The organism is Arthrobacter ramosus, from assembly GCF_039535095.1.
GTDB classification, from domain to species: domain Bacteria; phylum Actinomycetota; class Actinomycetes; order Actinomycetales; family Micrococcaceae; genus Arthrobacter; species Arthrobacter ramosus.
In genome coordinates this window covers 1,799,947-1,822,925 of record NZ_BAAAWN010000001.1, presented here as the reverse complement: position 1 = coordinate 1,822,925, position 22,979 = coordinate 1,799,947, and the positions used below count along the sequence as shown (strand labels likewise).

Sequence of the window (22,979 nt, the reverse complement as noted above, 5' to 3'; positions counted from 1 at the left end):
GGGCACGCCCACCACCATCAGCCTGTGGTCCCGGTCGGGGCGACCACGAACGTATACGACGACGCTTCTCGGCTAATCACCTCCACCGATGGCAAGGGCCAGGTCACCCACTACGAGCAGCAGCGCCGGTGTGTAACTGCGCTCGGAACCGGTCCCACTCAAACTGCCAAAATCAGGAGGCCCTGACCCGACCATTGCTTAGATCAGGTCAGGGCCTTAACCGAACTGCTTTCACGAGTCCCGTGCAGCAGCGCAACCAACCACAAGCCATTTGATGCCAACTAACTTGTCACTGATGCCAAGTTCTTTGTCCTTGTGCCAACTAACTTGTCCAAGATGCCAACTAACTTGTCAATTCACAGCAGGGGCAGCTTCGTTGATTGTTAAGTCGACCGACGAAGAAGAAGAACTAGAACTCCCAGTCCTCATCCTCAGTATTGACAGCCTTCCCAATCACATAGCTCGAACCCGACCCCGAGAAGAAGTCGTGGTTCTCGTCAGCATTGGGTGACAGGGCCGAGAGAATGGCCGGGTTCACGTCGGTGACGGAGGCCGGGAACATGGCCTCGTAGCCGAGGTTCATGAGGGCCTTGTTGGCGTTGTAGTGCAGGAACTTCTTGACGTCCTCGGCGAGGCCGACGCCATCGTAGAGGTCGTGCGTGTACTGGACTTCGTTTTCGTAGAGCTCGAAGAGCAGCTCGAAGGTGTAGTCCTTGATTTCCTGGCGCTTTTCCTCGGAGACCTTTTCCAGGCCCTTCTGGAACTTGTAGCCGATGTAGTAGCCGTGCACGGCTTCGTCGCGGATGATCAAGCGGATGAGGTCTGCCGTGTTCGTGAGCTTGGCACGGGAGGACCAGTACATCGGAAGGTAAAACCCGGAGTAGAACAGGAACGATTCCAGCAGCGTGGAAGCGACCTTGCGCTTCAGGGGATCGTCGCCCTGGTAGTAGTCCATGACGATCTGCGCCTTCTTCTGCAGGTTCTCGTTCTCGAGGGACCAGCGGAAGGCGTCGTCGATCTCCTTGGTGGAGCACAGGGTCGAGAAAATCGACGAATACGACTTCGCGTGCACCGACTCCATGAAGGCGATGTTGGTGTACACGGCCTCTTCGTGCGGGGTGATGGCATCCGGAATCAACGAAACGGCACCCACCGTGCCCTGGATGGTGTCCAGCAGGGTCAGGCCCGTGAATACGCGCATGGTGAGCTGCTGCTCGTCCGGCGTCAGGGTGTGCCAGGACTGGACGTCGTTGGACAGCGGCACCTTTTCGGGCAGCCAGAAGTTGTTGACCAGGCGGTTCCAGACCTCCACGTCCTTGTCATCCTGGATGCGGTTCCAGTTGATCGCTTCGACGTGGCTAAGCAGCTTGACCTTCTCGGTCATTTCGTCCCCTTAACGTATGTGTTCTTTAAGGTAAGCGTACGACGCCGGGCGCTCACCCGGCGTCGTGCTCTTCAGTTTTGAGGCGCGGCGGCTGCCGCAAATAAACAACCGTTATCGGTTACAGCATGCAGGAAACGCAGCCTTCTACTTCGGTCCCTTCCAGCGCAAGCTGGCGGAGGCGGATGTAGTAGAGGGTCTTGATGCCCTTGCGCCATGCGTAGATCTGCGCCTTGTTGATGTCACGCGTGGTGGCGGTGTCCTTGAAGAACAGCGTCAGGGACAGGCCCTGGTCCACGTGCTGTGTGGCAGCGGCGTAGGTGTCGATGATCTTTTCGTAGCCGATCTCGTACGCGTCCTGGTAGTACTCCAGGTTGTCGTTGTCGAGGTAGGGAGCCGGGTAGTAGACGCGGCCGATCTTGCCTTCCTTGCGGATTTCGATCTTGGCGGCCACCGGGTGGATCGACGACGTCGAGTTGTTGATGTAGCTGATGGAACCCGTGGGCGGTACGGCCTGCAGGTTCTGGTTGTAGATGCCGTGCTCCATGACGGAAGCCTTCAACTCGCGCCAGTCATCCTGCGTCGGAATGTGAATGCCGGCGAAGAGCTCGCTAACGCGCTCGGTTTCCGGGGTCCATTCCTGCTCGGTGTACTTATTGAAGAACTCGCCGCTTGCGTACGTGGAGTTCTCGAAGCCGGCGAAGGGCTGACCGGTCTCGATGGCCAGCTTGTTCGAGGCCCGGAGAGCGTGGAACAGCACCGTGTAGAAGTAGATGTTGGTGAAGTCCAGGCCCTCTTCGGAACCGTAGTGGACGTGCTCACGGGCAAGGTAGCCGTGCAGGTTCATCTGGCCGAGGCCGATCGCGTGGCTCTGGGCGTTGCCCTGTGCGATGGACGGCACCGAGTTGATGTAGGACATGTCCGACACCGCGCTGAGGGCACGGATGGACGTCTCGATCGACAGGCCGAAGTCCGGGGAATCCATGGTCTTGGCGATGTTCATCGAACCAAGGTTGCAGGAGATGTCCTTGCCGACCGTCTCGTAGCTGAGGTCCTCAGCGTAGATCGACGGCGTGGAAACCTGCAGGATCTCCGAGCACAAGTTGCTCATGGTGATCTTGCCCGCGATCGGGTTGGCCCGGTTCACCGTGTCCTCGAACATGATGTACGGGTAGCCGGACTCGAACTGGATCTCCGCGAGGGTCTGGAAGAACTCGCGGGCGCTGATCTTGGTCTTCTTGATCCGGGAGTCGTCCACCATCTCGTAGTACTTCTCGGTGACCGAGATGTCGGAGAACGGGACGCCGTAGACGCGTTCGACGTCGTACGGGGAGAAGAGGTACATGTCCTCGTTCTTCTTGGCCAGCTCGAACGTGATGTCCGGAACCACGACCCCGAGGGACAGCGTCTTGATGCGGATCTTCTCGTCGGCGTTTTCACGCTTGGTGTCCAGGAAGCGGTAGATGTCCGGGTGGTGGGCGTGCAGGTACACGGCACCCGCACCCTGGCGGGCACCGAGCTGGTTGGCGTAGGAGAAGCTGTCTTCGAGGAGCTTCATGACAGGGATGACGCCGGAGGACTGGTTCTCGATCTGCTTGATCGGGGCGCCGTGCTCACGGATGTTGGTCAGCGAGAGGGCCACGCCACCGCCGCGCTTGGACAACTGCAGCGCGGAGTTGATGCCGCGGGCGATCGACTCCATGTTGTCTTCGATACGCAACAGGAAGCAGGAGACCAACTCACCGCGCTGGGCCTTGCCGGCGTTGAGGAACGTGGGCGTGGCGGGCTGGAAGCGGCCGTCGATGATTTCGTCGACGAGGCGGCTGGCCAGTTCTTCGTTGCCGCGGGCAAGGTGCAAGGCAACCATGCAGACGCGGTCTTCGTAGCGCTCCAGGAAACGCTTGCCGTCGAAGGTCTTGAGCGTGTAGGAGGTGTAGAACTTGAAGGCGCCGAGGAAGGTCTCGAAGCGGAACTTCTTCTTGTAGGCGCGGTTGAACAGGTCACGGATGAAGTTCATCGTGTACTGATCGAGGGTCTCCCGCTCGTAGTACTGGTTCTTGACCAGGTAGTCCAGCTTCTCTTCCAGGTCATGGAAGAAAACGGTGTTGTTGTTCACGTGCTGCAGGAAGTACTGGTGCGCGGCCTCGCGGTCGGCGTCGAACTGGATTTCCCCGTTCGGACCATAGAGGTTCAACATGGCGTTGAGCTCATGGTAGCCAAGGCCCTTGTATGCCTCCGGCAACGGCTTCTTGACCTTGGCGGTGTCCATAGCGCCCTTGGTTACTTCTGTATCTGCGACAGTCGTGTCCAAAACTTTTCCAATCCTTGATTGACCCGGTCAACATCTTCCGGAGTCCCCATGAGTTCGAATCGATAAAGAAGCGGAACCCGGCATTTGGTGGCGATGATGTCTCCCGCCATGCAGTAGTTTTCCGCGAAGTTGGTGTTTCCTGCTCCGATGACGCCGCGGATCAGTTCCCTGTTCTGCGGTTTGTTCAGAAACCTGATGACTTGCTTGGGCACCGATCCGTCGCCATCCGTGCCGCCATACGTGGGCAACACAAGGACGAAGGGTTCCAGTGCGAGCAGCGGCGCGTCCTTGGCATGGAGCGGGATGCGTGCCGCGTCGACGCCGAGCTTCTGGACGAAGCGCTTGGTGTTCTCAGATGTGGAGGAAAAGTAGATGAGGTGACTCCGCGTGCTGATAGCTTCAGCCATTGCTTGAGCAGGTGCTGTTGCCAGCGCTGCCATGGGAGTCACCTCGACTACATTGGAATACTTTTTGATGTGGCGGAGTCCTGAGGAGCCAGGTCCCTGAAAGACTAGGCCACCGAAGCGGCAGCCAGTGCCAGTTCTTCGATCTTGTCCGGCCGGAATCCTGACCAGTGGTCCTGCTCGGTCACCACGACGGGGGCCTGCATGTATCCAAGGGCCTTCAGGCGCTCAAGGGCCTCGGCATCTTGTGAGATGTCAACGCTCTGGTAGGCGATGCCCTTCTTGTCGAGTGCACGGTAGGTTGCGTTGCACTGAACACAGGCCGGCTTCGTGTAAACCGTAACAGTCATGGTCCCTGTCCCCTTTGTTGAAGTCTTTGCTCTTCGTTTGGCAGGCCCCGACCGGAACTGATTCCGTCTCCGATGCTGGCCCGCTGACCGCCTAGGCGGCCAAACTATCTATTCACGTCTTGCATTCATGTCTTGTGCTGGTTTCCCGCTCAATCCGTAAATCGATACTACATGTAGTGCAAGCGCCTCAGCGGAACCCCAAGATGATGTATTACAAGTATGTCATTTTACGCACCGGTAGTCCACAGGCCGAGGGGGTAAAAATGTCCGGGAATCCGCCAAATCCGGGGACGTAATCCACACCCTGTGGACTACTTAGCCACATTTAATCGTCAGCGTGTCGCTTGGATCCCGGCGTGTCGCGGCATCCTGCAAACACCGTTTCGTGAGTCGCCCGCCACACTTCCCGGCACCAGGCCGACGCTGCCCGACCCAGCAACAGCAACAGCGGAGACCGAATTCACACGGCTATGCTGGCTAGGCACGGATTTCGGCCGGCACCGAGCCTAAGGATCACTGATGGTCAACCTTCTCCACCTGCGGACGCTGCTTGAAGTCACGCGGCTCGGTTCCTTCGCGGCAGCCGCCGGGCGGCTCGGCTACACCGCCTCAGCCGTATCCCAACAGATGGCAGCGCTGGAACGGGACACCGGCGTCGAACTCTTCCAGCGTTCCGCACGCAGCGTGGTTCCCACCGAGGCCGCCCTCACCATGGTGCGCCATGCCTCCAAGGTGCTCACCGACGTCGAGACCCTGCTGGCGGCTGCCTCGCGGAGCACGGACTCCCCCGTCCAGGAGCTGCGGCTTGGCATCTTCCCGAGCCTGGCAACCTACATCCTCCCGGACATCCTGCGGAACCCGCGCTGGAAGAAGCTGGGCATAGAACTGCGCGTGTGGGTGGCCGAACCCTCCCAGACCATCCAAGGGCTGCGCGCAGGCGGCGAACTGGACCTCGCCCTGGTGTACCAAGTGGGCCAGTCCGGGCTCGCGTGGCCCCACACCTTGGACCGGCAATGGATCGGCGACGACGACTTCCGGGTGGTGCTCCCCGCGTCCTGGGGTATCCGGGAGGACGCCGAAATGCAGGCCGCGCAACTCTCGGACATGCCTTGGATCATGCACCATCCGGGCACCAGCGACGCCGTCGTGATTGAACGCCTGTTTGCCAGTTGCAATCTGCATCCGCGCGTCGTGGCCTACAGCGATGACTTCCACGCCAGCCTTGAGATGGCGGCCGCGGGGCTCGGCGCCGCCCTGGTGCCGGAACTCGCGCTGCGGCATCGGCCGCCCGGCGTCGTGGTTCTCGATGTTCCGGACATCCGGCTCGCGCGCAACGTGTTCGCCCTGCTCCTCAACGAGAAGCGCACAGCGCAAGTGCAGCTCTTCACGGAATTGCTGGCCGACACGCTTCGCGGGAGCACCGCAACCGTCCGGGCCGGCAGCGCCGCGACGATGCCCAAAACGACTCAAAAGTCAACGCCCAAACCGCGCCCTTGAAATCTTCCAGGATGCTGGAACACGCCGCTTGTTTGGGACTATCTTGAAGACATGAGCAAGGTAGCGAGCAAACATTTTGGGGAGATCGAGCTCAACCACGGGCGGGAGCACTGTTACGTGGCTTCGCACGAGCTCGCCGGAAATCCCCTCGAACTGGACCTGAACGTCACGGCGCATGACCACTTCGACGAGAAGGCACTCCACAAGGTGGACTACCGCCTGGGCTACCTCCCCGAGTTGGTGGACCAGGTCCGGGACATGATCGCCGAGGAGCTGGACCAGGACGGCACCAACTCCCAGCAATTCCTCCACTTCCACTCCAACCAGCTCAAGGAAGAGCAACTGGAGGCGGTGTTCGGCGTCCGTGACAAGACGCAGCTCACCAAGGACGTTTTCCTCAAGGCCCTCAAACTAGGTCATGTTGCGATCTACCCCGGCCAGCCGGAGCGCTATTTCGTCCTGGATTTCACCTTGGGCTCGCACTTCACCGACGAGCTCCTGGTAGTCGCGGCGGACGAGGACGGTGTGGTGGACGACGAGATCCTCTGGGAGTCCTGAAGAATTAAACAACGCGGCGGCCGGTCACCTTTCGAGGTGACCGGCCGCAGCTGTTTGTACTACCGGGGTTTTACTTGGCTGCTTCGAGCAGTCCGGCACGGACCGTCTTGGTGGCCTTGACCAGGTTGCGCAGGGACTCTTCGGTCTCGGCGTAGCCGCGGGTCTTCAGGCCACAGTCCGGGTTGACCCAGAGCTGGCGGGACGGAACGTGCTTGACGGCGGTGGACAGCAGCTCGGTAACTTCGGCCTCGCCCGGAACACGCGGCGAGTGGATGTCGTAGACGCCCGGACCAACGCCGCGGCCGAAGTGGTGCGCCTCGAGGTCGTGGACAACCTCCATGCGTGAACGTGCTGCTTCGATGGACGTGACGTCGGCGTCGAGGCCGTCGATCGCGTCAATGATCACACCGAACTCCGAGTAGCAGAGGTGGGTGTGGATCTGGGTTGCGTCGCCGGCACCGGCAGTGGCCAGGCGGAAGGAGTCAACCGACCACTTCAGGTAAGCGGCGTGGTCAGCCTTGCGCAGCGGCAGGAGTTCGCGCAGTGCGGGCTCGTCCACCTGGATGACCTTGATGCCTGCAGCTTCGAGATCGGCGATTTCGTCACGCAGCGCCAGGCCGACCTGGTTGGCGGTCTCGCCCAGCGGCTGGTCGTCGCGGACGAATGACCAGGCCAGGATGGTGACGGGACCCGTGAGCATGCCCTTCATCGGCTTGCTCGTCAGGGACTGCGCGTATTCGGCCCAGGCAACCGTGATGGGAGCCGAGCGGGTGACATCGCCCCAGAGGATGGAAGGACGGGTGCAACGGGAGCCGTAGGACTGGACCCAGCCGTGGACCGTCACGTCGAACCCTTCGAGGTTCTCGGCGAAGTACTGGACCATGTCGTTGCGCTCGGGCTCGCCGTGCACCAGGACATCGTAGCCGAGCTCTTCCTGCAGCTCGACGACGCGCTTGATCTCGTCCTTCATGAGCTGCTCGTACTGCTCGTTGCTCAGCTCCCCCTTGTTGTTGCGGGCGCGGGCGGAGCGGATTTCCGAGGTCTGGGGGAAGGAGCCGATGGTGGTGGTGGGCAGCGGCGGCAAGTGCAGCGCTGCTTCCTGGGCGGCTTCGCGGACCGAGTACTCGGAGCGGTTGAAGTCGGCCTCGGTGAGGGCAGCGGTGCGGGCACGGACGTCGGCGCGCTGGACGCCTTCGGCGATGGCGCGGGAGGCGATCACAGCGGAGGCTTCGTCGATGGCGGCCTTCGCGGAAGCCGGGTTGGCCAGGTAATCCGCGAGGGTCTTGACCTCTACGGCCTTCTGGTCAGCGAATGCGAGCCAGCTGCGGAGCTGCTCCGAGAGCTGGGTCTCCTCCGCAGTGTCGTGCGGAACGTGCTGGGTGGAGGTGGAGGTGCTGACGGCAAGCTTGCCGGCTGCGGCCTTCAATTCGTCCAGCTTGGCGGCCGAGACGGCGAGGTCGTTGCGCCAGATGTTGTGGCCGTCGACGACGCCGGCAACGAGGGTCTTGTTGCCCAGGCCGGCCAGGGCTGCTGCGGACGGTACCGCGCCCTTGAAGACGTCGATGTGCAAGGCGTCAATGTTGGTCGCGGCAAGGGTGCCGAGCTGGCCGTCGAGGGAACCATACGGGGTGGAGACGAAGAGCTGAGGGCGCGCTGCCGCACCGGAAAGGACCTCGTACGCACGGGCAGTGGCAGCCTGGATTTCCGCGGCCGGGGTGTCCTGGTCGACAACGAGTGCGGGCTCGTCCAGCTGGATCCAGCTGGCGCCTGCAGCGGCAAGCTTGCCGAGAAGTTCAACATAGACCGGGAGGATGTCCTCGAGGCGGGACAGCGGCGCGAAGCCCGCAGGGGCGTCGTCGGAAGCCTTGGAAAGCAGCAGGTAGGTGACCGGGCCGACGATGTACGGTCGGGTCTCGATGCCGTTGGCCAGGGCGAACTCGAATTCCTCGACGATGCGGTTGGAGGCGAGCTTGAAGTCGGTCTCCGGGCCGATTTCCGGAACGAGGTAGTGGTAGTTGGTGTCGAACCACTTGGTCATTTCCAGCGGCTGCTGTTCCTTGTTGCCGCGGGCCAGCGTGAAGTAGCCATCAATGTCGAGCTGGCCTTCGGCGTCGAGCAGCTGGCCGAAGCGGGCCGGGACGGCGCCCAGGTGTGCGGTGGCGTCGAGTACCTGGTCGTAGAAGGAGAAGGTGCCCGGAACGGCGGCGGCTTCGTTGAGGCCGAGTTCCTGGAGCCGCTTCGCGGTGGTCAGCTGGATGGCCTTGGCGGCGGCGTCAAGGGCGGCGGCGTCGATCTTGCCGGCCCAGTAGGCTTCGACGGCCTTCTTGAGTTCGCGACGGCGGCCGATGCGCGGGTAGCCGAGCAGGGATGCAGCGGGGAACGCTGCGTTGGTCTTCTCAGTGATGTTCTGTTCAGTCATGGGATTTCCTTGGGGCAGTAGGTGCAAATCGATGTGTCTAGGGGTTTGCGGAGCAGCGATGGCTGATCAGCTGACGAGTTCTTGGCGGCGGGCGATGGCGCTGAGCCTGCTGGCAGGCCGGGCCGGCCGGGGCAAGGCAAGCTTGTCCAGCACGTCCAGGGCGCAGGCGTGCTCGTTGAAGGTGTACAGGTGGATGCCCGGAGCACCGGCCTGGAGGGCGGCGTTGGCCAGGTCCACAGTGGCGCGGACTCCGATCTTGCGTCGTTCGGCGTCGTTGTCCGCAGCAGCAAGGCGTTCGATCAGCTCCGGTGCAGGCTCGACGCCGGTGAGCTCGCCGAGGCGCTTGAGCCGGCGAAGGCTGGTCAACGGCATGACGCCCGGAATGATCGGGATCGTGACTCCCGCACGTCGGGCACGGGAGATCAGGTTCGCATATTGCTCAGTATGGAAGAAGACCTGTGTGATGGCGAAGTCGGCGCCCGAGCGCTGCTTCGCGAGCAGCACCTCGACGTCGTGCTCCACGCTCGGGGACTCAGGGTGGCGGGTGGGATAGGCGGCCACGCCAACTGCGATCTTGCCTGCGCACAGGAGAGCTGAACGTCGCTGTTCCACGCGGCGGATCAGTTCGATCAGGTCCTGGGCGTAGCGCAGCGAACCGTTGACCGGCTGGCCGCTGTCCTTGGGGAGGTCGCCGCGCAGCGCAAGGATGCCGCGCACGCCGTTGTCCAGGAGTTCGCCGATGATCTCGGCCAGTTCCTGCGGGGTGTTTCCGACGCAGGTCAGGTGGGCCAGTGGCCGCAGGGTCGTTTCGAGCAGCAGACGGTTGATGAGCTCGACGGCGGTGTCCCGGTTGGAGCCGCTGGCACCGTAGGTGACGGAGACGAAGTCGGGGTCCGTGGCTTCAAGCTCGCCGATGGTCGTCCAGAGGGACTCGGCAGCGGCCGGAGAGCGGGGCGGGAAAAGTTCGTAGGACAGGGCAACAGGAGCGGCGCCGGTCAAGTTCGGATGGGTGTCGATGAGGCTTGGTGGTGACATTTGCGTCCTTGGCTGTGTGTCAGCGGGCCTGCATTCGCGGACGTGAAAGCCAGGTCCTTGGACTGCAGAATCGGTGAATTGAGTTGGGGATACACGCAACGAACTCCAGCAGGGCGCAGCCGCGACTGTTACGCCTGGAATGAAGTTGTCCGTGTGCAAATGTCAGGCCCACATGGGGGCACCCACACCCTCCTGCCTGCCTTCAAGAGGCAGATCCGGCGGAGGATCGCTGACACGTTACCGCGGTAACTTGAATACGACTCTAGATCGGGGCTCCGGGCGCCACAAATCCTCCACCGAATTAAGACGCACTTTTACGCTACGTTTCGCCTGATTTCTGAAGATTGTTCGTTTTGGCTTCCGTCGGGGTTGAAGTCACAAACAGTACGCCACGGAGAACCCCGTTGCTAGCCCTCCCCATGACGGTCCTGCAGGACTATTCTTTTGCCATGATCCAGCTTCCAGCCAGTTATCAGGAATACCTCGACGGCAAGGACGAGCGGTTCATCCAAACCGTCCGCCCCATCTTGATGCAATCGGCCGCGGACAAGCTCCACGGTGTGCGCGTACTTTACAACCGCGGCCTTACAGGCCACCAAGCGCACCTGGATGATTCCATCCCGTACGGCACCATCGTGGAGGACATCGACTGAGTCCTGGCTGCTGAGTCCTGGCTGTCGGCTGATCAGCCCTTCATCGCGCCGGACAGCGCGAACGCGCTGCCGGAGCCTCTCGCGACCACGGTGTAGAGGATAAGTACCGGGACTGAATACAAAATGGAGAACGCGGCGAGTTCCCCGTAGGCAATGGCTCCATGCTGGCCGAAGAAGCTGAAAACGGACACCGCGGCCGGCTGCTTTGAGGTAGACAACAACAGGATGAACGGGACGAAGAAGTTCCCCCAGGCCTGGATGAAGACGAAGATGAACACCACGCCCAGCCCTTGCCTCATCAGGGGCACGACGATTCTCCGGAGCGTGGCCAGCCCCGAGGCACCGTCCATCCAAGCAGCTTCCTCCAGCTCAAGCGGCACGGAGTCCATGAAGTTCTTCGTCATCCAAATGGCCATGGGCAACGTGGTGGTTGCCATGAAGAAGATGGTTGCCGGCATCGAGTCCAGCAATTGCAACTGCACGAACAGGCCATAGACCGGCACCATGATCGCCGTGACCGGGAGCGATGTGCCGAACAGGATCGCGTACAGGAACGGCTTGTTGAATCGCGATTGGTAGCGGGACAGCGGATAGGCAGCGAGCACGGCGACTGCCAGGTTCACGACTGCGGTTCCGGCAGAGAGCAGGAAGCTGTTCGTGAGTGGCTGGAAAAGCAGCCCTGGCGTCAGTACGGCTGCAAAATTGGCGAACGACGGCGATTGCGGCCACCGCGTCTCGTAGCCGGCGTGCGGATCAACGGATGCAAGAAGCAGCCACGCAAGGGGCAGCACAAAGCACAGCCCGATCACGGCCAAAGCTGCATTGGCAGCCAACCGGACACGCGGCCGTCCCCCGGCCTCCGCCGTCGGACGCTTCCCTGCGAGCAGCGGCGCACGGCGCAGGGAAGTCACGGTTTCGCCCCGCGGATCAACCTGACGTACACAGCACCGAAAACCACGCCGATCAGGATCAATACAGAAGCGATCGCGGTGCCGTAACCGATGTCCCCGAGCTTGAAGGCTTCCTGGTACGCCAGCACGGGCAAAGTAGTGCTCGCGTTGGAGGGACCGCCGGCCGTCATCACCCAGATGAGGGTGAATACCGCGAGCGTTTGGAGGGTGATCAGCATGAGGTTGGTGGCGATGCTACCGCGGATGATCGGAAGGGTGATGAAGGCCAGACGTTGCCAACCCCTTGCGCCGTCCATGAGGGCGGCTTCGGAGACGTCGCGCGGGACCTGGGAGAGCGCCGCCCTGTAGACCAGCATCGAGAACGCGGTGCCGCGCCAGACATTGGCCAGGATGATGGCGGCCATCGGAAAGGCATACAGCCAGTTGGTGCCCTGGACACCGAACATTCCCAAGAGCTGGTTGAGCGTACCGTCCTGGCTGAAGTACGCGTAGGCCGCGAAGGCCGCCACGATCTCCGGCAGTATCCACGAAGCGACCACCACCGTGCCCACCAGCGACGCCGTCGCTCCCCCGGATCTGGTCATCAACAGGGCGATGACCAGGCCCAGGGCGTTCTGTCCGAGGATCGCAGACACGGCCACGAAGACTACCGTCAGCCATGCCGAGAGCGGGAAGACGGAATCCGTCAGCATCCTGGCGTAGTTGTCCAGCCCGACCCATTGAGGGTTCAGGGCCGCCTTGCCTGACAATGCGGCGTTGGTGAACGAGGCGTAGAAGGACCACGCCACAGGTGCCAACATGAAGAGGGCCAGCAGCAGGATTGACGGCACTACCGGCAACAAACGGAGCCTGCGACGTAGTGACCTTTGGATTGGGGATCTGCGTCGCAGGGAACCGCGGCTGAGGGAATCAGGGACTGCCATGCGTCATTTCTGCATGACCTTGGTGTCGCCGACGAGTTTCTTGACCGAAGCGTCGTATTCGGCCGCCGCCTCCGCCGGGCTTTGTTTGCCGGCGATGACGGCCTCAGTGGCTTGTTGGACCGCGAGGGAAATCTTGGGATAGTCGGCGGTCGCCGGGCGATAGTGCGTGACCCCCACCAGATTGGAAACATCCTTCACGAACGGGTTGGCCGCTTGGTAACCGGGATCGGAAGCGACATCGGTGCGGACGGCGATCTGGGAATTGTTGACGTCGAAGGCCAAGGCGTTCTTTTTGTTCACGGCAGTGGTCAGGAACTTGAAGGCCAGGTCCGCGCTCTTGGTCTTCGCCCCAACGGCGAGCGTCCAGCCACCGGACATGCTCACGCCACCGGGATCCTGTCCAAATTGGGTGGGGAACTTGGCTACTCCCATATCCTGCGCATAGCCGGCCCATTCGTAGGAACCGCCCTTCTGCCAGAACGACGGCGCGTAGGAGCCCTCCACGGTGGCGCCCATTTTGCCTTGCGGCAGCCACTGTCCAAAGACTTTCTTCCACACATTCGAATCGAGGGCGTCCGCCGGGGTCACGGAAAGCTTCTCATCGTAGAGGGTCTTCAGGAACTGGAGTGAATCGGTGAATCCTTTGGATCCCACCACCCACTTCTTGTCGCTTTCCGAGTACAGCGAGCTTCCCGTTCCATAAAGCAGTTCGTAGAAGCTCTGCATGACCGTTCCCTCACCGGTTCCTTTTCCGGCGTACATGCTGAAGGGAATCACGCTCGGATCCGCGGCCTTCATTTTGCGGGCCGCAGCCAGGATGTCATCCCAGGTTTTCGGCTGCCACGGCAACGGTATGCCGGCCTTCTGGAGGACTGTCTTGTTGTACCAGATCGCCCTGGTGTCGGTGCCGAGCGGGACGGCATAGATGCTGCCGTCGTCACCGCGTCCCGCGGCCTTGGCGCCCTCGTTGAACTTGGACCACTCGTCCCACGACGCCAGTTGCGAGTCGAGTTTGAGCAAGTATCCGGCGTCGACATCCGAGCGGACCTTGAAAGTGTCCTCGTAGAAGACGTCCGGAGCGGTGTCCGGGGAACGCTGGGCCAGCGCGAGCTTGGTCCCATAGTCGTCGTCGTTGGCTTGGATGGGCTCCAAGTCCACAGTGACGCCCGCGTTTGCTGCTTCGAATTCCTGCTTGGCGTCCTGGAAGACCTTGTCCAGGGCGGTGAAGGAGTCCGTCTTTTGATAGACGATCTTGATGGTTTGTTTGCTGACAGCTTGCGGTTGGGCGGAACAGGCGGCAGAGGCCAAAAGGCCTACAACGCCGAGCAGTGCTGCTCCGATCCGGACTGGGCGACGCATGACGCTCCGATCTTCAAGCGGCTGCAGCCCCCACACTTCAGCTGGCCCAGCCTGTTGCCAATATTTGATAAATGCAGCCCTGCGACGCAGGACGTGGTGAAGGCCTCAGCCTTCCAGCAGGAGCCGCTGGGCGCGCGGCGCAAGCGTGTGTTCGAGTACCAGGCAGGCCGCCCCGATGGCGCCGACGTCTTCGCCCACTCCGGTCCCGACAACCTCGATGCCGTGGATGCTGTTGGCGGCACTGTTGGCGGCGAGCAGGGGAGGAATGCGGTCCAGGTAATGTTCGGACATGCGGCCCCAGAACGGGCCGCCAAAGACGACGCGTTCGACGTCGAGGGTGTTGGTCACCACCGCAACCGCGCGGGCAACCAGCACCGCCGACTTGTCGATGATCGCGATGGCGCGTTCGTCACCTGCATCCGCGGCATCGCAAAGCCGGGCGAAACCTTCCTGAACTTCCGGGCCCTCGGTGCCTTTGCGGCCACCGTTCAGGACACCTTGCTCTTCGGCTTCGGCCACGAGGACCTGCGGGATGCAGGAAGACTTGACGCATCCGCGCAGGCCGCAATCGCATTCGGGCCCGTCCGGATCGACAATGATGTGTCCGATTTCACCGGCGTTGCCGGATGTTCCGCGGATAACTTCATCGTTCAAGACGATGCCGCAACCGATGCCGGTACCCATATACATGAAGATGAAACTTCCGGTGCCGCTGGCTCCGCCCGCCCAGGTTTCGGCGACGGCCGCACTGGTGACGTCCTTGTCGACAAGGGTCTCGAGCCCGGTGGCCTCGGCGAGGGCGTCCCTCAGGTGAACCCGGTCCCAACCCGTCATGAGGGGCGGGTCCACGACCGTACCCTCATCGAGGTCTATGGGTCCCGGCGCCGCGACGCCAAGTCCCGCGATCTTTCCCGTATCAACACCGGAATCTTCGATCAGCGCCTTGATTTCCTCCGCTATGACGGCGATGACGCGCTGGGGATTGCTTCCGGTCGGTGTGGGAATTCTGGAGTGCTTCACAACGTCACCCACCAGGTCCAGGACCACCGTGGTGATGACCGCGGGATCAACGTGGACGCCAAGCGCGTACATTCCGGAAGGGTTCAGGCGCAGGATGGTGCGGGGCTTGCCCGGACCACTGCCTTCCTTGCCTGCTTCGACAATGAGCCGTTGATCCAGGAGGCGGCGGGAGATATTCGAAATAGTCTGCGGTGAAAGGCCGACAATTTGGGCGAGTTCCACCCGGCTCAGTCCGCCCGACGAGCGCCTGATTGCGTCGAGAATGACGGTCAGGTTGAAGTCCCCCATGCGGGGCAGATTGGTTCCGCGCCTCGGAGTCGGCTGGCGGATCTCAGTCACGGATTCCCCTAAAATCATTCGAATAATGCTGTTGCATTTGCATCGTACGGCACGTGTGCTTGTCCCGGTATGCCCACACGCTGCCCCGGCGTAATGGAGCCGGATATTGCTGATGAGAGGCGCTGGATTATGGCACTCATGCCGCAGGCCGAGCTGGACGTCACCGCAGGCGGTGCGGTCGCGGCGGCTCTGGTCCGAGGCTTGCCTGGCCCCGCTGTGGGACGGACCCGGGCTGTGGCTGCATGGAGATCTTCACCCGGCGAACGTCTTCCTGACCCCCGACGGCCGTCTCGCGGCCGTCGTCGACTTCGGAGACCTAGGGGCCGGGGATCCCGCCGTCGATCTGGCCGTCGCGTGGTTGATGTTCGACGGCGGTGCGCGGCGCCGTTTCATGGCGGCGTTCGGACCCGCCGTGGATGCCGCTACGTGGGCCCGGGCCCGCGGCTGGGCGGTGGTCCTTGCGACGGCGATGGTCAGTTTCTCGGATGACAATCCCGGGATGGCTGGAGTCGGGCGCTTCGGGGTGGAGCAGCTGCTGTCGGAGCGCTGACCCTTAACGTCTTATGCTGCGTGTCACGGTGAATTTCGGGTTCCGGCCGATTTCGGTGGTGGGACCGATCAGCCTTTCAAGCGCCGCGCGGTACTGCAAGTGGCTGTTGTAGACAGTCCAGAGTTCACCGCCGGAAGCCAGGACCCGTGCCGCGGCATCAAACATCTTCGTGGCCGCGCCGGCATGGACGCTGGCGCCGAGGTGGAACGGCGGGTTCAGCAGGATGAGGTCGGCACTGCCTGGTTCGAAGGTGGACATGGCATCGTCCTGGACTACCGTGATTCGATCTGCCAGCCCGTTGGCTGCCGCGGTTGCCTTGGCGGACGCGACTGCTGCGGCCGATTGATCCGTCGCGGTAACCCGGGCGTTGGGACGGTTCCGGGCATACATTGCGGCGAGGATCCCGGTCCCGCAGCCAAGGTCTACCGTGTGGCGTGCTTCCGGGATCCTGTCCAGGAAGCCCAAGAGGAAGCGCGTTCCAATATCCAGCTTCGTGCCTGAAAACGCACCCCCGTGGGCACAGACCGTCATCCCCAGCTCGGTGTTCTGCTCCGAGACCGGGAAGGGTTCCGGGGTATCCGGCCGCCTGGGACCGTTGGCAAGCAGGACACGTGACTTCCGCTGCGCAAGCTGCGGCTGCACGGACTCGAAGCTGCGTTCAAGGACGGCGTTCATGCCAAGGGACATGTGCTTGACGCGACCTCCGGCGAGCAGGACGGCTCCCGGCGCTGCAAAGCGCGCAACGGCGTCGACGATTTCTTCCAGTTCCGCCAGGGCTTTGGGCAACTGCATGATCACCAGTTCGGCGCCGTCGAGCAACCCTGCACCCAGCTCGAACTCGTCAAAGCGGCCGGTCAGCCCGGACCCGCCGGCGTTCCGTTGCAGCGCGAGCCTGCTGACGTACAGGTCTTGGGTCACCCGGACGTGCCCGACGCCGAGGGCCGCCAAAGCGCCCAGCGTCAGGGCTCCGTAGCGGTCACCGATCACCGCCACGCGGGTTTCCGGATTAACGATGTACACTGCCGCGGTCTCGAGGAGGAGCCGATCGGTGGCGTCGTGCGCCTGCAGGTTTTCTGCCTCGACGTCGGGGAAGCGGCGGAGGGTGCCGAACAGCGTCTCAAGGTGTGCATCCAGCTCGGTCAAGGTCACGGTGCACCAATCTATCCCCCCTCGGGAACCCTCGACAACATAGGGGTGGCGGAGGAAGGTAGAGATTGCAAGTTATCGACCGTCTGACCGCTGCCTAAGGCCACGGCACGCGCCGCAAGCAGTTCAGACACCAGGGTCCGCGGCGAAGGGCGAGCCACGTTGCGGACCTGAAAAGTCCAGGCTCCCACTCCCCTTGTGAGCAGACCATGACTGTCAACCTCGTCACTCAGCTTGAAGTAAAGTCGCACAATTCCCCCGATGAAATCCGCCGCCCGGAGAAAACCTTGGTGGAAAACGTCACTGTCGGTGACTACACCATCGGCCGCCTCAGCTTCGAGCCAGGCTGGAGTTGGACGGATTGCATCAAACCGGTGGTCCAAACCGATTCCTGCAAGCTCAACCACGTGGGTTACTGCATTGCCGGTGCACTGGAAGTCGAGACCACCGACGGCAAGAAGATCAGCATCTCCAAAGGCGATTCATACACCATCCCGCCGGGACACACTGCATGGGTTGTAGGCGACGAGACCTACTCGGCCATCGAGTTTGTCAGCGCAGCAGAATATGGAGTCAAGCCCGAGTAGCAGAACGCACTTCAAGCCAAAAAATGAGGCCTTGCTTGAAACACGAACCAAATCCATGTTTCAAGCAAGGCCTCCAGAGTGGAGCTGAGGGGACTCGAACCCCTGACCCCCTGCATGCCATGCAGGTGCGCTACCAGCTGCGCCACAGCCCCCGAACTTTGCCCGCGGGAACTTCAATCCCCGCCGGAGCAACTCGTCAATACTAAACCACAAGGATGTGAGATAGGAAATCGAACGCTGTTGGCTCCCGGTTGGACGAGGTGCGTAGGACAGATGAGGTGCGGTCGATCACTCGGCCGCACCTCCCCCCATTACTGCCCTTCAGCTGTTGCTGCAAAACACAACGAGCCACTGCATTGAAGTGTAGAGACTGAGCAGCCATTAAACAAACCGTTCAACCGGTTTATGACCGATCGGACTCCCGGGGACTTGGTAGGCAGAAGAAAATTCACCAAGAGCACTGTTGAACGATTCCGGTTCGCGCCCGGAGATCCGCCACAGACCTTCAGAGGAATACCAGTGATCCTTCGTCACCACGTCAATCTGATGGCCGCTGAATCCTGCAGCGCGCAAGGCCGAGCCGGCACGTTCGTCATCTCTCAGGAACTTCGGGTACTCCGCACCGAATATCCGGGCAACGTTCTGCAAGAGGAATGACACCCGAACAGGTTCCGGATATGCGGCATGGAAAGCCTGCCCGGGTTGTCCAGGCGCCAGCGCAAGCCCGGAAAGCAGCCTTCCCAGCGCCTCCACACCGATAAGCGAAAGCAGCGCCGAACCATCACCCGGCCACCCTCCAGCCACCTTCATCAGTTTGAGCACGCCCGGAACAAACCAGCGGTCTCCCGCGCCGAACACGAGGTTGGGACGAACAACTTCGCCGCCGTAGCCGAGAATCAGCTGTTCGGCGATCGCGCGACTGGCGCTGGCAACCGAGGCCGGGTGATAGCCGGCTTCGGATTCAAGGATGCCGCGGTGAGGGCCGCTCCCGTAAACACTGCAAGTACTGACATGGATCAGTCGGGCAACTCCGGCTTGCCGGCACTGCTCAACGACGTTGCCGGTGCCAAGCTCGTTGATCTCATAGGCAAGACGGGGCTCGGAGCCCACATAGGATGCGGCATGGACAACAACATCCGTATCGGCCAAGAAGGGGATCAGGCTCCCCGGTACGGAAATGTCGGCTGTCGCAATGGTAGCGTTATTGTTTCGTAGTCTTGCAACCGGTTTTCGTGAGAGTGCCACAACGTGCGCCCCTCCGGATCCGGCGAGTGAGGCTACAACCCGGCTTCCAATGAAACCTGACGAACCCAGGACCAGGACCCGGGGCACATGGTCAACGCATGTTGACATGCCCCCCACCGATCTTCAGGTCCGTCAGTTTCATGTACTCAAGTATCCCGGACGCAGAAACCGGAGAGGTCTCCACGCGGATCATGCAACAACGTGCCAAAGCCACCCGAACGGCAGTCATCGAGGGTGCAGCGTCGATCTTTGAAGAGGTCGGCTACGGGAATGCAAGCCTAAGCGACGTCACTGACCGCGCTTCGGTCACTAAAGGCGCGCTCTATTTCCATTTCAAGTCGAAGGAAGACCTGGCGCTGGCAGTTATCGCCGAACAGCACAACATTGTGCGTGTCGCCGGGGAGAAGATCGCCGCCGCCGGACTGCCTGCGCTGGAGACCATGATTGCCATGTGCCGGACATTCGGGCAACAGCTACTTGACGAGCCAATCGTCAGGGCTGGAATCCGGCTGACATTTGAAGCTTCGGCGTTCAATGGCGACGTCAAAGGTCCCTACCAGGACTGGGTCACGACCATGGAGATGCTGACGCGCCAAGCCCAGCTGGAGGGCGACGTGCGGCCCGACGTTGATGCCGCAGACTTCGCACGGTATTTAGTTGCGTCGTTCACGGGCGTCCAGATGGTGTCCAACGTGCTGACCGAACGGCGCGACGTCCTCAAACGGATTGACGACATGTGGCGTTTCATGATGCCGGCCATCGTGCCGATTCACCCTCCAGGCCCAGGGACTCCCTGAATCAACGCGGCGTTTTGACCCGAGCCAACAAGGACATCAGGGTCTCTCCTTCGTGCAGCAAGCGGACCCTCATCACCACGTGGGCGCTATGTGATTCGAGTTGCGTCACAGCAACATCCACGGGATAGCTGAACTCGACCAACTTCATGAATTCCGCCTCAAACAGGGCAAAATCGGCATCGGGGCGGGAACACGCTGCGCGCACTGCCTGCCTCGCAGCCTCGACCAATAGCATTCCCGGCACGTGGTCAAGGGGATGGTCAAAGAAAATGGGGTGCGTTGGATCAACCCGCAACGGCCAGACGAACGGGCGCGAACTTTGCCCGAGCATCACGTTCCGCTGGGTGGCATGCCCGACGTCGGCACACGCCAGTAAGTCTTCGCCGGCGGCGGGCAACCCGGCAGGGACCGCCCCACGCACTCGCTCATACGTCGCCGGATTCACAATGCGGGCCGCCGCCACCCCTTCCCCTACGGGAGCGCCGTCAACAACGAACCGCGCAGCCACAGTCAGGGCCGACAGCTGCCCTCCGCTGAGCTTCATATCCTTCACGTCAAGTTCGACAGCAACCTGAGCGGGTACCAGGGGATCCAGGATCGCGGCTTCTACCGAAATGCTCATGTGCGGCATGAGGAACTTGTGGGTCAAGGGCACTCCGCACAAATGGGACAAGAAGATAACTGCCTGCCTCAACGTCTCAGCCATGATCGCGGAATCCGGCGAACCGTCCGGCGAGCCATAAAAAACGTGCCATCGCGGCCATTGCGCTCCCGCAATGAACCGCCTGGAACTTGATTGAACAAAGTCAGTCAAGAAGACTTCCGAAACCGAGCGCTTATGAACGAGCTCCCGCTTGACGGAAGCCTCGAAGAGCGCTTCATCGCGCATTGGGTCCCCCACTCCTCCCAGGATCTGCCAGAACAGCGATCGCTGCTGTTGCGCCCCCCATTAAACGAGCAAATCCTATCGGCAAGCTGTGCCCATCTGATTGTCGAAGCCGGTGAACTGCCCGGATTGACATACCTACTGGTCGGTTTGTAGTTTAGCGATATGGAGTTTGGCGACACAGGCAGTACGCCCAAGGGCGCGGCCACCCGGAATGAGATCCTTCGGGTTGCCGCGGACGTTTTTGCGCGCAAGGGTTTCGAGCAGACCCGGATGGACGACATCATCCGCGAAGTCGGGCTCACGAAGGGAGCCATTTACTTCCATTTCTCTTCGAAAGCAACGTTGGCCCAGGCCGTCGTCGACGAGCAAAAGGCACGTTGGCTGCGTCGCGTGCAGGAGGAAATTCTCAGCAAGAACAATCCGCTGGAGGAGTTGCGCCAGCTCGGGGAGTTCATGGTCAGAACAGTCCTGAGCGACTCTTCCGCGTGGGGAGTGGTGCACTTGGCCAATCAACTGGCCTCCACGAAGGAGCACCCCGGAGGCACCTCCCCCCTCGCCGCGTGGGTGGACCTCGTGGCCGGCATCCTTCAACGGGGCCGGGCAAGCGGCGTCTTGACGTTTCCAGGGGATCCCGACGACGCAGCAACGGTTGTCGTGGCCGCATTCGATGGCTTGAAGTCGGTCACCGACGCCCTTGACCCCAAAGATCTCGACGCCTTCGAGCGACGCGCGACGCTACTGTTGCAACTCCTCGAACAGCAGTTCATCTCCACCCAGTAACGCAACAACCCACGAGCCAAAGACTTCGACACTTGGCCAAAAAACAAACCGCACAGTCAGTTTATTAGGAGTAGAAATGAATATTTCAGCCAAAACAGCCCTCATCACCGGAGCGTCCACCGGTATCGGTTCGGTCTTTGCCCGAAGGCTGGCTGCCGAGGGCGCACGCTTGATACTGGTTGCCCGCAGCCAGGACAAACTTGACGCGCTTGCGGGAGAACTCCGCGAGCACGGCACCGAAGTGACTGTCCTGGCAATGGACTTGAGCCTGCCGGACTCCGCGAAGGAACTCCGCCTCGCCACCGAGTCGTTGGGCCTCAAAGTGGACATCCTGGTCAACAACGCTGGATTCGGAACACACGGACAAGTTCTCCATGCAGACGCCGATCGCTACGTCGAACAGATCCAGTTGAACTGCTCCACCTTGGTCGGTACCACCACGCGATACCTGGCCGGCATGGTTGAGCGCGGTTCGGGGGCCATCATCAACATCGCGAGTACGGCCGCATTCCAGCCGATACCCCACATGGCCGTCTACGGCGCGACAAAGGCCTTCGTGCTCTCGTTCACCCAGGCTCTGTGGGCCGAGACACAAGGCACAGGCGTGAAAGTCCTCGCCGTTTGCCCCGGGGCCACGGACACGCCGTTCTTTGAAATCGCCGGCGAAGCTGCAGCCGCTGGATCCATGCGGACCCCGGAGCAGGTTGTGGACACCGCCATGTCCGCGATCCGCGGGAACAAGCCGAGCGTTGTGGATGGCCGGCTCAACTCCTTTGTTGCCCGGGTGGCCGTCAAGCTACTTCCGGAGAAGCTGGTGATCGCGGCCGCGGGACGGGCCGTGCGCCCGGCAAACTGAGCCACGAAGCTCCACACAGGGAAGGGGACCGCCAACCGGCGGTCCCCTTCCGCGCATCACGCTGCGCTCAGGTTCCCTGGATGATTCCGATCTGGACTACCCCTGTGTTGACCAGCGTCTTAGCGAGGTAGACAATCTGGCCGGAGTGCTCCACGGTCTGGGTCAAGATCAGCACAGGGTCCTTGGCATCCAGCTCAAGCAGCTCGCCTCGCGCGACACCCGGGGTGCCCGCGGCGATATCGGTCTCGCCGGGCCCAAAAGCCGGGCCAACTGCCGAGATCAAGTTAGCCAGCAGCGTGGCTCCTCCGCCGACGTCGTCCACAATGGCGCGTGCCGCTTCGGGGTAACGATCAATGAGACCCCCCTTGCTTGCGACGTGCTCCTGGACCAAGGCAATAGGTGAACCGTCCCGTTTGAGGACACTCTCGAAGAACCAAGAGGGCTCTTCTTCGCGGATTCCGAGGGGCTCCGCGGTGAACACCGACGACGACGGGTGCAGTACATGCTGTGTACGGCTGACCTGGATAGCGGATCCGGCCTCGGCCAGGATCTCCTCCATGGGCCTGATCCGTTCAAGGCCGACCCGCGGCAGGCGGGTGGCCACAAAACGGCCAATGCCCCGGCGGGAGCGCACGTATCCATCTTCCTCGAGGAGCATGAGAGCCTCACGGACCACCGTCCGGCTGACCTTCATTGCCGAACCCAGGTCCGTTTCCGAAGGCAACAGCGACGAAACGGGGAAGTGCCCCGCCCGGATCGCATTCATGATGCGCGAGTACACGGCAACGCGGAGCGGGATGTTGGCGGTGGCATCCAAGGGCTCCGAAAGAACGGCCTCAGCACTGCGGTCCAAGATGGCTCCCTTCGTTGATATTGAGAGTTTACGCGATAGGTATTCCGAGCTTGTATAACAAGCGTGTATGATGCACATATAAGCCAACATGTGCTCTGCGCCACACCTGCATCGAG

General features: G+C 61.7%; 22 protein-coding genes and 1 tRNA gene. 8 read left to right on the top strand and 15 right to left on the bottom strand.

The features are described from left to right. Positions 1-409: 409 nt before the first annotated feature. From nrdF to nrdH, 4 genes are all read right to left on the bottom strand, one after another. Positions 410-1,384, bottom strand: a complete 975-nt coding sequence (nrdF, locus tag ABD742_RS08515; RefSeq protein ID WP_059389329.1) for a class 1b ribonucleoside-diphosphate reductase subunit beta — start codon at positions 1,382-1,384, stop codon at positions 410-412. A gap of 118 nt (positions 1,385-1,502) precedes the next feature. Further along, positions 1,503-3,650 (bottom strand): class 1b ribonucleoside-diphosphate reductase subunit alpha, encoded by a 2,148-nt coding sequence (gene nrdE, locus ABD742_RS08510; protein ID WP_234749988.1) that lies wholly within the window; start codon positions 3,648-3,650, stop codon positions 1,503-1,505. Positions 3,651-3,661: 11 nt separating this feature from the next. Next, a complete protein-coding gene (gene nrdI, locus ABD742_RS08505; protein ID WP_344787666.1) occupies positions 3,662-4,132 on the bottom strand; it encodes a class Ib ribonucleoside-diphosphate reductase assembly flavoprotein NrdI in 471 nt (156 codons plus the stop codon). Between the two features lie 71 nt (positions 4,133-4,203). Beyond that, complete coding sequence (gene nrdH / locus ABD742_RS08500) at positions 4,204-4,446, bottom strand: glutaredoxin-like protein NrdH (protein WP_028267421.1); 243 nt, start codon at positions 4,444-4,446, stop codon at positions 4,204-4,206. A gap of 519 nt (positions 4,447-4,965) precedes the next feature. On the opposite strand from nrdH, the gene ABD742_RS08495 reads away from it, so the two are divergent. Both ABD742_RS08495 and ABD742_RS08490 read left to right on the top strand, forming a co-directional pair. Continuing rightward, positions 4,966-5,943, top strand: a complete 978-nt coding sequence (locus ABD742_RS08495) for a LysR family transcriptional regulator (RefSeq protein ID WP_234749719.1) — start codon at positions 4,966-4,968, stop codon at positions 5,941-5,943. A gap of 51 nt (positions 5,944-5,994) precedes the next feature. Beyond that, a complete protein-coding gene (locus tag ABD742_RS08490; RefSeq protein ID WP_234749721.1) occupies positions 5,995-6,501 on the top strand; it encodes a DUF2004 domain-containing protein in 507 nt (168 codons plus the stop codon). Between the two features lie 70 nt (positions 6,502-6,571). Here ABD742_RS08490 and metE read toward each other — a convergent pair whose 3' ends face one another. Together metE and ABD742_RS08480 are read right to left on the bottom strand one after the other, a co-directional pair. Then, positions 6,572-8,920: a 5-methyltetrahydropteroyltriglutamate--homocysteine S-methyltransferase gene (metE, locus tag ABD742_RS08485; RefSeq protein WP_234749723.1), complete on the bottom strand. Its 2,349-nt coding sequence runs from the start codon at positions 8,918-8,920 to the stop codon at positions 6,572-6,574. Positions 8,921-8,986: 66 nt separating this feature from the next. Further along, complete coding sequence (locus ABD742_RS08480; RefSeq protein WP_234749725.1) at positions 8,987-9,955, bottom strand: methylenetetrahydrofolate reductase; 969 nt, start codon at positions 9,953-9,955, stop codon at positions 8,987-8,989. 419 nt (positions 9,956-10,374) lie between these two features. Between ABD742_RS08480 and ABD742_RS08475 the strand changes: the two genes are divergently transcribed. Then, positions 10,375-10,608, top strand: coding sequence for a hypothetical protein (locus ABD742_RS08475; protein ID WP_059389334.1), 234 nt, complete (start codon positions 10,375-10,377; stop codon positions 10,606-10,608). Between the two features lie 32 nt (positions 10,609-10,640). Here ABD742_RS08475 and ABD742_RS08470 read toward each other — a convergent pair whose 3' ends face one another. The 4 genes from ABD742_RS08470 to ABD742_RS08455 form a co-directional block, all read right to left on the bottom strand. Further along, positions 10,641-11,495 (bottom strand): carbohydrate ABC transporter permease, encoded by an 855-nt coding sequence (locus tag ABD742_RS08470; RefSeq protein ID WP_234749990.1) that lies wholly within the window; start codon positions 11,493-11,495, stop codon positions 10,641-10,643. A 20-nt stretch (positions 11,496-11,515) separates the two neighbouring features. Beyond that, positions 11,516-12,319, bottom strand: coding sequence for a carbohydrate ABC transporter permease (locus ABD742_RS08465; protein ID WP_372460908.1), 804 nt, complete (start codon positions 12,317-12,319; stop codon positions 11,516-11,518). Between the two features lie 126 nt (positions 12,320-12,445). Then, positions 12,446-13,801, bottom strand: a complete 1,356-nt coding sequence (locus ABD742_RS08460; protein ID WP_234749738.1) for an extracellular solute-binding protein — start codon at positions 13,799-13,801, stop codon at positions 12,446-12,448. A gap of 105 nt (positions 13,802-13,906) precedes the next feature. Further along, positions 13,907-15,160: an ROK family protein gene (locus ABD742_RS08455; protein WP_234749740.1), complete on the bottom strand. Its 1,254-nt coding sequence runs from the start codon at positions 15,158-15,160 to the stop codon at positions 13,907-13,909. 112 nt (positions 15,161-15,272) lie between these two features. Here ABD742_RS08455 and ABD742_RS08450 point away from each other — a divergent pair, with 112 nt between their 5' ends. Then, positions 15,273-15,710 (top strand): phosphotransferase, encoded by a 438-nt coding sequence (locus ABD742_RS08450; RefSeq protein ID WP_234749742.1) that lies wholly within the window; start codon positions 15,273-15,275, stop codon positions 15,708-15,710. A 3-nt stretch (positions 15,711-15,713) separates the two neighbouring features. On the opposite strand, the gene ABD742_RS08445 is transcribed toward ABD742_RS08450, so the two are convergent. Then, entirely contained in the window at positions 15,714-16,853 is a 1,140-nt protein-coding gene (locus ABD742_RS08445) for a class I SAM-dependent methyltransferase (protein WP_372460909.1), read from the bottom strand. A 212-nt stretch (positions 16,854-17,065) separates the two neighbouring features. Here ABD742_RS08445 and ABD742_RS08440 point away from each other — a divergent pair, with 212 nt between their 5' ends. Further along, positions 17,066-17,443: a cupin domain-containing protein gene (locus ABD742_RS08440; protein WP_234749746.1), complete on the top strand. Its 378-nt coding sequence runs from the start codon at positions 17,066-17,068 to the stop codon at positions 17,441-17,443. A 79-nt stretch (positions 17,444-17,522) separates the two neighbouring features. Here ABD742_RS08440 and ABD742_RS08435 read toward each other — a convergent pair. Then, positions 17,523-17,595: transfer RNA gene (locus ABD742_RS08435), tRNA-Ala, on the bottom strand. Positions 17,596-17,824: 229 nt separating this feature from the next. Next, positions 17,825-18,796, bottom strand: coding sequence for an NAD-dependent epimerase/dehydratase family protein (locus ABD742_RS08430; RefSeq protein ID WP_234749748.1), 972 nt, complete (start codon positions 18,794-18,796; stop codon positions 17,825-17,827). A 32-nt stretch (positions 18,797-18,828) separates the two neighbouring features. On the opposite strand from ABD742_RS08430, the gene ABD742_RS08425 reads away from it, so the two are divergent. Continuing rightward, positions 18,829-19,485 (top strand): ScbR family autoregulator-binding transcription factor, encoded by a 657-nt coding sequence (locus ABD742_RS08425; protein ID WP_234749750.1) that lies wholly within the window; start codon positions 18,829-18,831, stop codon positions 19,483-19,485. A gap of 1 nt (position 19,486) precedes the next feature. Here ABD742_RS08425 and ABD742_RS08420 read toward each other — a convergent pair whose 3' ends face one another. Then, complete coding sequence (locus ABD742_RS08420; RefSeq protein ID WP_234749752.1) at positions 19,487-20,374, bottom strand: ScbA/BarX family gamma-butyrolactone biosynthesis protein; 888 nt, start codon at positions 20,372-20,374, stop codon at positions 19,487-19,489. Between the two features lie 162 nt (positions 20,375-20,536). Between ABD742_RS08420 and ABD742_RS08415 the strand changes: the two genes are divergently transcribed. Continuing rightward, positions 20,537-21,154 carry a TetR/AcrR family transcriptional regulator gene (locus ABD742_RS08415; protein ID WP_234749754.1) on the top strand — a complete coding sequence of 206 codons (618 nt, stop codon included), beginning with the start codon at positions 20,537-20,539 and terminating at the stop codon, positions 21,152-21,154. Between the two features lie 76 nt (positions 21,155-21,230). Further along, complete coding sequence (locus ABD742_RS08410) at positions 21,231-22,010, top strand: SDR family NAD(P)-dependent oxidoreductase (protein WP_234749756.1); 780 nt, start codon at positions 21,231-21,233, stop codon at positions 22,008-22,010. Positions 22,011-22,077: 67 nt separating this feature from the next. Here the strand turns inward: ABD742_RS08410 and ABD742_RS08405 are convergent, their stop codons facing one another. Continuing rightward, entirely contained in the window at positions 22,078-22,863 is a 786-nt protein-coding gene (locus tag ABD742_RS08405) for a GntR family transcriptional regulator (protein ID WP_234749758.1), read from the bottom strand. Positions 22,864-22,979 lie beyond the last annotated feature (116 nt).